The sequence below is a fragment of the Thauera sp. K11 genome (assembly GCF_002354895.1).
GTDB classification, from domain to species: Bacteria; Pseudomonadota; Gammaproteobacteria; order Burkholderiales; family Rhodocyclaceae; genus Thauera; species Thauera sinica.
Genome location: NZ_CP023439.1, coordinates 1,408,281 through 1,421,785, shown reverse-complemented (window position 1 = coordinate 1,421,785; position 13,505 = coordinate 1,408,281). Strand labels below are relative to the sequence as shown.

Below are 13,505 nucleotides of genomic sequence, written 5' to 3'. Positions count from 1 at the left end.
CAGGCCCGTGGCGGCCGGCTCCCCCTGGCATCAGAGGGCCGCTGTTGACTTCGATGACTGTATTTAAATACAGTTTTCAACATGCTTCCCCCCTACGCCGAACTCCATTGCCTGACGAACTTCAGCTTCCAGCGCGGCGCTTCGCACCCCGAAGAACTCGTCGCGCGGGCAGCCGGGTACGGCTACGCCGCGCTGGCGATCACCGACGAATGCTCGCTCGCCGGCGTGGTGCGCGCCCATCGCGCATTGCAGGATCTGCCGCCCGGTGCCGCGCCGAAGCTGATCGTCGGCAGCGAGATCCACCTCGCCGGCGGGCCCTGCGTGGTGCTGCTGGCCACCTGCCGCGCGGGCTACGGCCAGTTGTCGCGGCTGATCACCACCGCGCGGCGTGCCGCGGCAAAGGGCGAATACCACTTGGCGCGCGAGGCGTTCGGGCGCATCGCCCCGGCCGGCCTGCGGGACTGCTTGGCGCTGCTGGTACCGCCGCCCGGCCTGCCGGACGCCACCGCCCTGCCCGCCGACGCCCGCTGGCTGGCCGGGCTCTTTCCCGGCCGCGCCTGGCTGGCGGTGTCGGTCGGCTTCGACGGCCGGGACCGCGCCCGCATCACCGCCCTGCGCCGCCTCGCGCGCGCCGCCGGCCTGCCGGCGGTGGCCGCCACCGGCGCACTGATGCACGACGCCGCCCGCCGCCCGCTCGCCGACGTGCTCACCGCCACGCGGCTGCATTGCAGCGTGGCCGAAGCCGGACTGCAACTGGCGCCGAACGCCGAACGCCGGCTGCACGACCGCGATGCGCTGGCGCGGCGCTACCCGCCGGCATTGCTGGCGGAAACCCTGGCGGTGGCCGCGCGCTGCCGCTTCAGCCTGGACGAACTGCGCTACGAATACCCGGAAGAACTGGTCCCGCCCGGCGAGACGGCCACCTCCTGGCTGCGCCGGCTGGTCGAGGACGGGCTGCGCTGGCGTTTCCTGCGGCACGAAGCCGTGCCCGACGTGCCGGGGTCGGACGTGCCGGAGCCGGACGCCGGCCGGACGCCGCCGCCGTCCGACCCGGTGCCGCCCGCCGTCCGCGGCCGGATCGAGCACGAACTGGCGCTGATCGCCGAGCTGGGTTACGAGGCTTACTTCCTCACCGTGCACGACGTCGTGCGCTTTGCCCGCAGCGCCGGCATCCTGTGCCAGGGGCGCGGCTCGGCGGCGAATTCCGCGGTGTGCTGGGCGCTGGGCGTCACCGAGGTCGATCCCGCGCTGGGCATCATGCTGGTCGAACGCTTCATCTCGCGTGAACGCAACGAGCCGCCCGACATCGACGTCGATTTCGAGCACGACCGGCGCGAGGAAGTCATCCAGTACATCTACCGCAAATATGGCCGCGAACGCGCCGCGCTGGCCGCCACCGTGATCACCTACCGCGCCCGCAGCGCGCTGCGCGACGTCGGCCGCGCGCTGGGCCTGGGCGAAGCGCAGATCGAACGCCTGACGCGCGACCATTTCTGGTTCGACGGCCGCCAGATCCTGCCCGAGCGGCTGCGGGATGCGGGCGTGGACCCGCAAAGCCCGGTGGTGCGCCACCTCGCCGCCCTCGTCGAGGAACTGATCGGTTTTCCGCGCCACCTGTCGCAGCACGTCGGCGGCTTCGTCATCGCCCGCGGCCGGCTCGACGAACTGGTACCGGTGGAGAACGCGGCGATGGCCGAACGCACCGTGATCCAGTGGGACAAGGACGACCTCGACACCGTCGGCCTGCTGAAGGTCGACGTGCTCGCGCTGGGAATGCTGTCGGCGCTGCGCCGCAGCATGGCCCTGGCCTCGGCCTGGCGCGGGCGGGAACTGACGCTGGCGAACATCCCGCGCGAGGAGCCCGCCGTGTACGAGATGCTGTCGCGCGCCGATGCGATCGGGCTGTTCCAGGTCGAGTCGCGCGCGCAGCTCACCATGCTGCCGCGGCTCAGGCCGGAGCGTTTCTACGATCTGGTGGTGGAGGTCGCCATCGTGCGTCCCGGTCCCATCCAGGGCGGCATGGTGCATCCCTATCTCGAGGCGCGCGCCCGCGCCAGGCGCGGCGAAGACCCGCTCGCCGGCCTGCGCCCGGAGATCCGCGAGGTGCTGGCCCGCACCATGGGCGTGCCCATCTTCCAGGAACAGGTGATGCAGCTCGCGGTGGTGGCGGCCGATTTCACCGGCGGCGAAGCCGACCGGCTGCGCCGCGCGATGGGCGCCTGGCGGCGCAAGGGCGAACTCGAGCGTTACCGCGACAAGCTGCTGAGCGGCATGGCCGCCAACGGCTACGACGCCGATTTCGCCGAGCGCCTGTGCCGCCAGGTCGAAGGCTTCGGCAGCTACGGCTTCCCGGAATCCCACGCCGCCAGCTTCGCCCTGCTGGTGTATGCGTCGGCGTGGCTGAAGCGCTTCGAGCCCGCCGCCTTCCTGTGCGGCCTGCTGAACAGCCAGCCGATGGGTTTCTACTCGCCCTCGCAACTGATCCAGGACGCGCGCCGCCACGGCGTCGAGATCCGCGCGCCCGACGTCAACGCCAGCGAGCGGGAGTGCACGCTGGAAGCGATCGAGGCGTCGGCCGGACCGGCGGTGCGGCTGGGCCTGCGCATGGTGCGCGGGCTGCCCGCTGATGCGGCCGGGCGTATCGTCGCCGCCCGCACCGGCGGTTCCGCGGCCGGCCGGGCGGCAAGGGCCGGCGGCCGCTTCGCCGGCGTCGAGGAACTCGCCGTGCGGGCCGCGCTCGATGCCGGCGCGCTGCACGCTCTCGCCACCGCCGGCGCGCTCGCCAGCATCGCCGGCCACCGCCGCCAGGCGCTGTGGCAGGCCGCCGGCGGCACGCCGCTGCCGGGCCTGCTGGCCGATGCGCCTGGCGCCGACGTGCCCGCCGCGCTCCAGCCCCCCACGGAGGCCGAAGACCTGCGCGCCGACTACGCCCGGCTCGGCTTCACCCTCGGCCGCCATCCGCTCGCCCTGCTGCGCGCCGAACTCGCCGTGCTGCGCTTCCTGTCGGCGGCCGAGGTCGCCTCCGCGCCCGACCGCATGCTGGTGCGCAGCGCCGGACTGGTGACCTGCCGCCAGCGCCCCGGCACCGCCAAGGGCGCGATGTTCATCACGCTGGAAGACGAGACCGGGCTGATCAACGTCATCGTCCGCCCCGAACTGCTCGAGCGCCAACGCCGCATCCTGCTCGGCGCCAGGCTGCTCGGCATCTACGGCCAGGTCAGCCGCCGGAGCGGCGTGGTGCATCTGCAGGCCAGCCGCGCGGTGGACCACTCCGCCCTGCTCGGCGAACTCGACACCCGCAGCCGGGACTTCCACTGAACCCGCCGCGGCGCCGCCGGACGGCAGGCGATCCCCCAAGCGGGCGCCGATCCTCCGCCGATTTCCCTCACGATTTCCCTCACGCCGGGCACCGCAGGCGCGCCCCGCACCGGTTTCCGCGATAATCGGGCTTTCGCCGCCAGCCCCGGGGCCGCGCCCGCACGGCACCGCCGCACGCGGCCCGTTCCGCAACATCCGTCATGGAGCCCCACGTCATGAGCGACACCTCTTCCGGCCAGCCCCTGCTCCACACCCCGCTGCATGCGCTGCACCTCGAACTGGGCGCGCGCATGGTGCCCTTCGCCGGCTACGACATGCCGGTCCAGTACCCGGCTGGGATCATCAAGGAACACACCCACACCCGCACCCGGGCCGGCCTGTTCGACGTGTCCCACATGGGCCAGATCCGGCTGGGCGGACCGGATGCCGCGGCGGCACTCGAATCCCTGGTGCCTGTCGACGTCGTCGGCCTGCCGGCGGGCACGCAGCGCTATGCGCTGTTCACCAACGCCGCCGGCGGCATCCTGGACGACCTGATGGTGGCGAATCTCGGCGACAGCCTGTTCCTCGTCGTCAATGCCGCCTGCAAGGCGCAGGACATCGCCCACCTGCGGACACACCTCGCCGGCCGCTGCGGCATCGAGGTGCTGGAAGACCGCGCCCTGCTCGCGCTGCAAGGCCCCGCCGCGGGCGCCGTGCTGGCGCGCCTTGCGCCCGAGACCGCGAAGATGGTGTTCATGACGATCGCCCGCGTGCAGTTGCACGGTGCCGATTGCATCGTCAGCCGCTCCGGCTACACCGGCGAGGACGGCTTCGAGATCTCGGTGCCCGCCGACCAGGCGGAAGCGCTCGCCCGCCTGCTGCTGTCCCAGCCGGAAGTCCAGCCGGTGGGCCTGGGCGCGCGCGATTCGCTGCGCCTCGAAGCCGGCCTGTGCCTCTACGGCCACGATCTCGACCCGGCCACCACGCCGGTGGAAGGCAGCCTGCTCTGGGCCCTGTCCAGGGAACGCCGCCCCGGCGGCGCCCGTGCCGGCGGCTACCCCGGCGCGGACCTGATCCAGCGCCAGATCGCCGAGGGCGTGGCGCGCAGGCGCGTGGGCCTGCTGCCCAGGGAACGGGTGCCGGTCCGCGAGGGGGCGGACGTCGTCGATGCCGACGGACGCGTCGTCGGCACGGTCACCAGCGGCGGTTTCGGCCCGACGCTGGGCGCACCGGTGGCGATGGGCTACGTGGAAACCGCGCTGGCAACGCCCGGCACCCGCCTGGGCGCCATCGTGCGCGGCAAGACCGTGCCGGTGGATGTCGCGAAGATGCCCTTCGTGCCGCAGCGCTACTACCGGGGCTGAGCGGCGGCCGCACGTCCCGCCACGCGGCACTTCGGTCCGGATTGCGCAATGGCTATACTCGTGCGCTCGATCACAAGAGGGAGTACCACTGAATGAAGCTCGAGACTCTCGCCGTCCACGGCGGCTACTCGCCCGATCCGACCACCAAGGCGGTGGCGGTGCCGATCTACCAGACGACGTCCTACGCCTTCGACGACACGCAGCACGGCGCCGATCTGTTCGACCTCAAGGTGCAGGGCAACATCTACACCCGCATCATGAACCCGACCACCGCGGTGCTCGAGCAGCGCGTGGCGGCGATGGAAGGCGGCATCGGCGCGCTGGCGGTGGCCTCCGGCATGGCGGCGATCAGCTACGCGATCCAGACGATCGCCGAGGCGGGCGACAACATCGTGTCCGCGGCGACCCTCTACGGCGGCACCTACAACCTGTTCGCGCACACCTTCCCGCAACTGGGCATCGAGGTGCGCTTTGCCGACTACCGCGACCCGGACGCCTTCGCCGGGCTGATCGACGGGCGCACCAAGGCCATCTTCTGCGAATCGGTGGGCAACCCGCTCGGCAACGTCACCGATTTCGAGCGCCTGGCCGACATCGCGCACAAGGCCGGCGTGCCGCTGATCGTCGACAACACGGTGCCCACGCCCTATCTGTGCCGGCCGTTCGAGCACGGCGCCGACATCGTGGTGCATTCGCTGACCAAGTACCTCGGCGGCCACGGCAATTCGATCGGCGGCGTCATCGTCGATTCGGGCAAATTCCCGTGGGCGGAGCACAAGGCGCGCTTCCGGCGCCTGAACGAACCCGACGTGTCCTACCACGGCGTGGTCTATACCGAGGCGCTGGGCGCCGCGGCCTACATCGCCCGCGCCCGCGTGGTGCCGCTGCGCAACACCGGCGCCGCGCTGTCGCCCTTCAACGCCTTCCTGATCCTGCAGGGCATCGAGACGGTGACGCTGCGCATGGACCGCATCTGCACGAACACGATCGAGGTCGCCGAGTTCCTGCGCGGGCATGCCAAGGTGGAGTGGGTGAACTATGCCGGCCTTCCCGACCACCAGGACTACGGCCTGGTGCAGAAGTACATGGGCGGACGCGCGTCCGGCATCCTGTCCTTCGGCGTGAAGGGCGGCCTCGAGGCCGGGGCGCGCTTCCAGGACGCGCTGAAGCTGGTGACCCGCCTGGTGAACATCGGCGACGCCAAGTCGCTCGCCTGCCACCCCGCCTCCACCACGCACCGCCAGCTGGCGCCGGAAGAACTCGCCAAGGCCGGCGTGTCGCCCGACATGGTGCGCCTGTCGATCGGCATCGAGCACATCGACGACATCCTCGCCGACCTCGACCAGGCACTGGCCGCGGTCTGACCTCCGCCATGCCGGAAAGGGCGCCCCTTCCCTTCCAGCGCATGAGGCACGCCGCCACGCCAGGCGGCGTTTTCGCTCCCGGCGGCCGCACCGGCCGCTGGCGGCGCCCGGTACCGTGGCCGCAGCAGAAGCACGCAGTGAACACCCTGTTCGAAATCCCCAGCCCTTTCCCCGACGAGCCCGGCACCATCCGCTTGCTCGAGCCCCCCGGCAGCGATGCCGAAACCCTGCGCGCACGCCTGCTCGACGGCAGCTACGGACGCCCCTTCGTGCTCGAGCACGGCGGCCTGCGGGCCCTGCACTTCAGCCTCGGCTACGTGCAGAGCGTCGTCAAGGTGGCCGATCCCTGCACGCTGCAACTGGGCTACGCGCAGCGCATGATGGCCTTCCTGCTGTTCCATCCGCGGCCGCGCAGGATGGTGATGATCGGGCTGGGCGGCGGTTCGCTGGTCAACTTCTGCCACCGGCACCTGCCCGCCACCGAACTCGCCGTGGCCGAGATCGACGCCGACGTCATCGCATTGCGCGAGCAGTTCCGCGTGCCGCCCGACGATGACCGGCTGCGGGTGGTCCATGCCGACGGCGCGCAGTTCGTGGCCGTGCATCCGGGCCGCATCGACGTGCTGCTGGTCGATGCCTTCGGCGCCGACGGCCTGGCCGAGGAACTCGCCAGCTTCGAGTTCTACGAGCAGGCGCGGCGGCGTCTGTCGGCCAACGGCGTGCTGGTCATGAACGTCGCCGGCGGCAGGGAGACCTACGCGCGCCACGTCGAGCGCCTGCTCACCGCGTTCGACGACGCGGTGATCGCGATGTCGGTACGGGAGGACGGCAACTACGTCCTCTTCGCCTTCCGCGATGTCGCCTTCGAGCCGCGCTGGAAGTTCATGCGCGCCATCGCGCTCGAACTGCAGAAGCGGCTGAAGCTGGATTTCACCGCCTTCGCGCAGCAACTCGAGCGCGGCCAGACGCTGCGCCTGGCCCAGCGCCTGTCGGCCTGAGCGCCGCCGCACGGCCGCCCGAAGGCGGCGTCCCTCCCCCGTGGAGGGTGCAGGGGTTTCGCAGAGCACTGCTCTGCGCCTGCGCAACGGGCCGGCCGTGCAAAGGCCGGCGCAGCGGCAGGGTGGCCCGGAGAACGGGCCGTTCAGCGCAGCGAGAACTGCACCTGCCCGCCCTCGGCGATCGCCTCGACCTTGGGTTCGAGCAGAAAGATCCGCTCGCCCGGCACCTGGCCCTCGGCCATCAGCCAGTCCTTGACCTCTTGCGCGCGCTGCTGGGCGAGTGCGCGCAGTTCGCCCTCGCCGACGGCGGTATTGGCGATCATCAGCGCTTCCATCTCCGGCACGGGCAGATCCTTGGCGAGGCCGATGAGGTTGCGGGGCTTCTTGAAATCGGCCTCCTTGTAAGCCTTCTTCAACAGTTCGGGATACTCCTGCGCGCCGACCTCGATGTCGTCCACCGATGGCGCCTCCTGCCCCTTGGCGACCATCGCCTTGAGCTTCTGCGCACGCACGGTGCGCTGCAGCAGCGCCTGCTTCAGCCCTTCGCTGTCCTTGGCCGGATCGGCCCGGCCGGTGACGTCCAGGCGCAGCGCCGGCCGGTCCACCAGCGCCTGCGAAAGCGTCTTCAGCTTCTGCTGCTGCGCCTCGCCCGGCCGCGCGAGCCCCGGCGCGTACTCGATCTGGGACAGTTCCTCGCCGCCGCCGAGCACCGAGCCCAGCAGCGCGAACGGCGCGGTGATCGCCTTGCCGATCAGGTTCACCAGGACCTTCACGACCAGGCCGAATACGCTGAACTGCGGATCGTCCAGCGTGCCGCTGACCGGCAGGTGCAGGTCGATCTCGCCGCGCGAGTTCTTCAGCAGCGACACCGCGAGCTGCACCGGCAGGTTCAGCGCATCGGGGCTGTCGACCTTGTCGCCGAAGGTGAGCTGGTCGAGGAAGATCTGGTTGGTCGCGGTGAGCTTGCGCTCCTCGATCTTGTAGTTGAGTTCGGCCGACAGCTTGCCCTTGGCGATGCCGTAGCCAACGTACTTGCCCGAGTAGCTCGACAGCCCGGTGAGTTCGAAATCCTTCACCGTGGCGAGGATGTCGAGGTGGGCATCCTGGCGGAAAGGGTTGAGTTCGCCGGTGACCTTGACCGGGGCGGCGTTGTCCACCTTGCCGCCCAGGTCCAGCTTCGCGATGGAGGCCGGGTCCGACGACAGGCCGACGAGCGAGCCCGCCATGCCGGTCAGGTTCACGTCGTAGTTGGGCCGGATGAAGCGGTCGCTGAAGGCGACGTTGCCGCCCTTGATATCGATGCGGCCGACACGGATCGGCGGCGGCGCGGCGCGCGGCGGCAGTTCGACGCTGCGCGTGCCGCCGTCCGCAGCCCGGGGCGTGCCAGGCGCGGTGTCCACGCCCCCCGGCCCTTCCACGACCACGGACGCCGCGGGCGCCGCGGGTGCAGCCGGCGCCGCCTGGCCTGCGGCTGCCGGCGCTTCGCCGCCATCGCCGCGGATCTCGCGCATGTTCAGGCGCCCCTGCTCGTCGAGGATCAGGCGGGTGTAGAAGTCGCTCAGCGCGACCTTGTCCACGTCGAGCGCGAAGGGTTCCAGCTTCAGGTCGATGCCGCCGACGTTGAGCGCGCGCCAGCGCACGAAATCGGTGGCGTTCAGCCTGTCGACCGAGGCAAAGTCGGCCACGCCGACGTCGCCGCGAAAGCGGCCGAGCAGGCTGCCGTTCTTCGCCGTCTGCAGGTCGAGGCTGCCGCGCGTGGAAAGACTGCCGCGCGAGATCGCGATCTTCGTCTTTTCCAGCACGTAGGGCTGCAGCGGCAGCAGGTCCACGCTGCGCAGATCGAGCTTGAGATCGGCCTTCAGCGGCTGCAGCGCCAGCGCGCCGCTGGCGCCGAGCCTGCCGCGCCGGTTGATGCGCGAATCCAGCTTGAGCTGTGTCGTCGCCCCCTTCGCGGTCGACAGGTTGTCGAGCTGCAGGCCGATGCCGTCGACCGCCAGCACGACCGGCTTGGCCACGGTGCGATCCTCGACCCGGACCGCCGCGTTCTCCAGCGCCAGCCTGGCGACCTCGACGGTCCACTCGGGCCCCTCGCTCTTCGGCTTGGGCTTGTCGCCGGCGATCTCCATGAGATCGAAGCGGCCGTTCTTCAGGCGCACGGCGGACACCGCCACGCCCTTCACGCCGAGTTCGGCCAGCTTGACCGTACGCGCACCGACGTCGATGGCGAGATCCCGGACGTCGAGCGCCGGCACCTTGACCGCGGGCTCCTTGCTCCCCTTGAGCGCAAGCGCGAAATCGCGCAGCGCCAGGCCCTCGCTGCCTATCCTGATGTCGGGCTTGCCGTCCTCGCCGAGGGCGACGCGGTAGCGCACCGCGCCGTCGATCTGGCCGCCGCGCAATTCGCCGCCGGGCAGGGCCGCCGCCGCATACGGCGCGTAGCGCGCCGGCTTGATCGCCTCCAGCGTCGCGACGCCTTCGAACACGAAGGGCGCGAGGCTGACCTTGTCCTCGTGGGCGATCTTCTCGCCGCCGTCGGTGACGTAGTCGAGCCGGATCTCGGCGGGCATGTCGCCGGTGTTGGTGAGATCGCGCATGTCGAGGTTGATCGCCTCGAGGCGGGCGCGGAAGGGTTCGCCCAGGGTCCGGTCCTCGAAGCGCACCACGCCTTCGCGGATGCGCGCATCGGCGAGCAGGAAATCCTGCTTGGCAGGTGCCGCCGCGGCTTCGGCCCCGGCAGCCGGCTTGCCGTCCCCCTTGGCGGGCGGCGGCGCCAGGGTCGCCAGATTGATGCCGCCGTCCTTGAGGCGGACGAGATCGATTTCCGGCTGGTGCAGACGCAGCCGGGTGAAATGCCATTTGTTTGCGAACGGCTCGACGTCGGCCAGTTCGAGCGCGAACTCGCCGACCTTGATCGCCGGCGCCCCCGTCCTGTCCTGCACCTCCAGCCTGGTGACCCCGACCTGCCCGCGCAGCGTCACCATCGGCCTGGCATCCGGCTGCTGCGTGAACGACAGTTCCAGGTTGGTGCTCAGCAGCCCCGAAGGCAGGCGGAAGGTCGGCTCGAACGGCAGGTAGGCCGTCCAGGGCGACATGTCGAAGTCCTTCAGCGACAGGTCGAGGATGGTTTCCTGCGAGTCCTTGAACGGCTTGCTGCGGGCGCTCACGCCCACCGGATCGCCGTCGAGCGTCGCCGCCAGCCTGGGTTCGACGAACACATCGACCTTGACCGGCAGGTTCGACACGAAAGGTACGCCGAGTTCGATGTCGGCAAGCTCGTGCTTGAGCCCGCGCGGTTCGTCGCTCACCGCGATGCGGCCGCCGCTGATGCGGATGTTGCCGACCGAGAACACGGTCTCGCCGCTGTCCTCGCTCTTCGGCCGCGCAGCCAGGCGGTCGAGCACGTCCTTCCAGTTGTGCCGCCCTTCGCCCTGCAGCACGACGTTGATCCGCGGGCCGGTGAGCGACAGCTCATGCAACACCGGCCCGCCCCGGATCAGGGATTCCAGCTCGGCATTGACGCGCAGCATGTCGAAGCCCAGCGCCTCGCTGCCGCCGCCGGCCTCCATCACGCGTACGCCGTGCAGTTCGGCGGCGAGCGTGAAAGGGTTGAAATGCACCCGCTCGACGCTCACCTCGCGCCCGAGCATCTCGCTGGCGATCTTCACCGTGTAGTGTTTTGCCACGGGCGGCACCGCGCCGAAGCCGATCGCGGCCACGGCGACGAGCACGCCCACCCCCCACTTCGCAGGGCGCGCGAAGCGCCGCAAGACACTCGGCGCGGCCTCACTGGTGGTGGTCTCTGTCATGTGGGCACTCCCTGAATCCGCTTGTCCTTGTTGTTCCATGCAGGTGTCCGGATGGCTGCCGGCCGTGATTGCCGGTGCGTTGCGCAGCGCGTATTCTGCGCCGCTTTCATTGCAGCAGGTACCGCAGATGGGCAAGCAGCCGGCCGACCACGGCTTCGACGTCATCGTGATCGGTGCCGGCGCGGCCGGCATGATGTGCGCCGCCACTGCCGGCCGGCGCAAACGCCGGGTGCTGCTGATAGACCATGCCGCCCGGCTGGCGGAGAAGATCCGCATCTCCGGCGGCGGCCGCTGCAACTTCACCAACCGGCACGTCGGCGCCGGGAATTATCTCAGCCGCAACCCGCATTTCGTGCGCTCTGCACTATCCCGTTACACGGCCGGCGATTTCATCGGGCTCGTGGAGCGTCATGGCATCCGCTATCACGAACGCGACTGGGGGCAGTTGTTCTGCGACGATTCCGCGCAACAGATCATCGACATGCTGCGTGCGGAATGCGAGGACGGCGGCGTGCGCTGGGCGATGCCGGCGACCGTCCGACGCATCGAGCACCACGGCGAGGCCGCGCCCGAACCCTTCGTGGTCGATACCGACCGCGGCAGCTTTGCCGCCCGCAGCCTGGTGATCGCCACCGGCGGGCTGTCGATCCCCAAGATCGGCGCCACGCCCTTCGGCTACAAGGTGGCCGAGCAGTTCGGCGTGCCGGTCGTGCCACCTCGCCCGGCACTGGTGCCGCTGACGCTGCCGCCCGAAACGCTGGCGCGGCTCGCGCCGCTGGCCGGCGCCTCCTTCGACGTGACCGCAGCATGCGGCGGCGGCAGCTTCCGCGAGGCCGCGCTGATCACCCACCGCGGCCTGTCGGGCCCCGCCATCCTGCAGGTCTCGAGCTACTGGCAGGCGCAGGGCTACGACCGGCAGGACGGCGCCAGCGATGACGGCGGAAACGGCTGGGCGCCGGTCACGCTGGACTTGCTGCCCGGCATCGACGCGCAGGCGTGGCTGCTCGAACATGCGCACGACCGCGGCCTGCTCGCCAACCTGCTCGCCGAGCGCCTGCCGCGCCGCTTCGCCCATGCCTGGTGCGAGCTGCATGGCTGGCAGCGGCCGCTGAACCGGTTCCGCCATGCCGAGCTGCGGGCGGTCGCGGCCGAGCTGTCGGCGTGGACGCTGATGCCGTCCGGCACCCAGGGCTATGCCAAGGCAGAAGTCACGCTCGGCGGCGTCGACACCCGGGCGCTGTCGTCCAAGACCATGGAGGCGCGCGACCGTCCCGGCCTGTTCTTCGTCGGCGAGGTGATGGACGTCACCGGTCATCTGGGCGGCTACAACTTCCAGTGGGCGTGGTCGTCGGGCCACGCCGCGGGAATGGCAGCCTGAATCCGGGCAGCAGCGGCAGGAAGGCCAGCACCTGCAGCGCGATCAGTCCGGCGAAGGCGATCCGCAGGGCATCGCCCATGGTCTGCCCGCCGGCCGTCAGGGCATCGAGCGCGAGCCCCATGCCCCATTGGATGGCAAAGGCACCGGCGAAGGCCATCAGGTTGGTCGCCGTGCTGACGCGGCCGAACAGGGCGCGCGGGAAATGCGACGAAGTGGCCAGATAGGTCTGCGAGTTCACCGCCGACAAGAGACCGAGCAGGAACCACAGCACCGCCGGCGGGCCGGCGTCGAACAGGATGGCCAGTTGCAGGATCAGCAGGATGCCGTAGCCCGCCTGCAGCATGTTCACCGGCTTGACGCCGCGGCGCGCGAGATGCGTGCCGAGGATGCCGATCGACAGTTGGCCGCCCAGCATGCCCAGGTTGAGCAGCACCAGGGTGCGCGCCGCGTGGCCGATGTCGAGCCCGTTGACGTTCATCAGCCACGGCACCGCCCACAGGCTCTGCAGCGCCATGAACCCGCCCACGAAACACATGGACGAACCGGCGAAGCGCAGGAACGGCGGCGACAGGTAGATGCCCGCCACGACGAGCAGCGCCTCTCCCGGCGACTCTCTGCCGCGCGGCCGGGTCTCGCCGGGCAGCAGGCGGAAGATCATCAGCGAGGCGGCCAGCGCGATGGCGGCAATGATCCAGAACACGCCGCGCCAGCCCGTCAGGGGCAGCGCCGCCTCGATCGGCACGCTGGCCGTCAGCGCGCCCAGCGCACCGGCCGACATGATGAAGCCCGTCATCGAACTCTGGCGTTCGCGCGGATACCACCGCGAGAACCCGCTCAGCGCCCCCATCAGGCAGGCGGACACCCCCAGGCCGATGAGCGCGCGCGCAGCGCCCAGCGACGCCAGCGTATCGCCGAGCGCGAAGCAGGCCGCACCCGCCGCCGCGACCAGCAGCAGGAATCCTTCGACGCGCCGCGGCCCGAAGCGGTCGAGGGCGATGCCCACCGGGATCTGCGCCAGCCCGAAGGCGAGGAAATACGTGCTGGTGAGCAGGCCGAGATCCGCCGCGGACAGGTGCAGTTCCCGGGTCAGTTCCGGCGAGATCACCGCATTGACCGTGCGCAGCAGGTAGGAGAGGAAGTAGCCGAGGGCGAAGGGCAGGAATATCTTCAGCCACGAGCCCGGAACAGGAAGGTCGGACATACCGTACCGATGCAGAGCGAGGGCTGCATTGTGCCCGTTCCCGGCGCGGCAGGGGCCGGTCGCGGCGGTGGCGGCGCCGGACTTGCGCCTCCGC

General features: G+C 70.6%; 7 protein-coding genes. 5 read left to right on the top strand and 2 right to left on the bottom strand.

Features of this window, described 5'->3' with window-relative positions:
- Positions 1 to 81 precede the first annotated feature (81 nt).
- The 4 genes from CCZ27_RS06235 (at position 82) to CCZ27_RS06220 (ending at position 7,026) form a co-directional block, all read left to right on the top strand.
- On the top strand, positions 82 to 3,318 hold the full coding sequence (locus CCZ27_RS06235) for an error-prone DNA polymerase (RefSeq protein WP_096446533.1): 3,237 nt from the start codon (positions 82 to 84) through the stop codon (positions 3,316 to 3,318).
- 215 nt (positions 3,319 to 3,533) lie between these two features.
- Positions 3,534 to 4,664, top strand: coding sequence for a glycine cleavage system aminomethyltransferase GcvT (gene gcvT / locus CCZ27_RS06230; RefSeq protein ID WP_096446531.1), 1,131 nt, complete (start codon positions 3,534 to 3,536; stop codon positions 4,662 to 4,664).
- A 92-nt stretch (positions 4,665 to 4,756) separates the two neighbouring features.
- The gene (locus CCZ27_RS06225) at positions 4,757 to 6,028 is read left to right on the top strand and encodes a bifunctional O-acetylhomoserine aminocarboxypropyltransferase/cysteine synthase (RefSeq protein WP_096446529.1); all 1,272 of its coding nucleotides are present in this window, start codon (positions 4,757 to 4,759) and stop codon (positions 6,026 to 6,028) included.
- 137 nt (positions 6,029 to 6,165) lie between these two features.
- Entirely contained in the window at positions 6,166 to 7,026 is an 861-nt protein-coding gene (locus CCZ27_RS06220; protein ID WP_157748466.1) for a fused MFS/spermidine synthase, read from the top strand.
- A 143-nt stretch (positions 7,027 to 7,169) separates the two neighbouring features.
- On the opposite strand, the gene CCZ27_RS06215 is transcribed toward CCZ27_RS06220, so the two are convergent.
- On the bottom strand, positions 7,170 to 10,832 hold the full coding sequence (locus CCZ27_RS06215) for a DUF748 domain-containing protein (RefSeq protein ID WP_096446525.1): 3,663 nt from the start codon (positions 10,830 to 10,832) through the stop codon (positions 7,170 to 7,172).
- Between the two features lie 127 nt (positions 10,833 to 10,959).
- Between CCZ27_RS06215 and CCZ27_RS06210 the strand changes: the two genes are divergently transcribed.
- Entirely contained in the window at positions 10,960 to 12,210 is a 1,251-nt protein-coding gene (locus tag CCZ27_RS06210) for a BaiN/RdsA family NAD(P)/FAD-dependent oxidoreductase (RefSeq protein WP_096452257.1), read from the top strand.
- Here CCZ27_RS06210 and CCZ27_RS06205 read toward each other — a convergent pair.
- Positions 12,137 to 13,411 carry an MFS transporter gene (locus tag CCZ27_RS06205; protein ID WP_096446523.1) on the bottom strand — a complete coding sequence of 425 codons (1,275 nt, stop codon included), beginning with the start codon at positions 13,409 to 13,411 and terminating at the stop codon, positions 12,137 to 12,139. The genes CCZ27_RS06210 and CCZ27_RS06205 overlap by 74 nt on opposite strands.
- Between the last annotated feature and the right edge of the window lie 94 nt (positions 13,412 to 13,505).

Bases quoted from the DNA above. Each gene is read 5' to 3' on its own strand.
- CCZ27_RS06215 (WP_096446525.1), bottom strand. From the start codon at position 10,832: ATGACAGAGACCACCACCAGTGAGGCCGCGCCGAGTGTCTTGCGGCGC.
- CCZ27_RS06225 (WP_096446529.1), top strand. From the start codon at position 4,757: ATGAAGCTCGAGACTCTCGCCGTCCACGGCGGCTACTCGCCCGATCCG.
- gcvT (WP_096446531.1), top strand. From the start codon at position 3,534: ATGAGCGACACCTCTTCCGGCCAGCCCCTGCTCCACACCCCGCTGCAT.
- CCZ27_RS06235 (WP_096446533.1), top strand. From the start codon at position 82: ATGCTTCCCCCCTACGCCGAACTCCATTGCCTGACGAACTTCAGCTTC.
- CCZ27_RS06205 (WP_096446523.1), bottom strand. From the start codon at position 13,411: ATGTCCGACCTTCCTGTTCCGGGCTCGTGGCTGAAGATATTCCTGCCC.
- CCZ27_RS06210 (WP_096452257.1), top strand. From the start codon at position 10,960: ATGGGCAAGCAGCCGGCCGACCACGGCTTCGACGTCATCGTGATCGGT.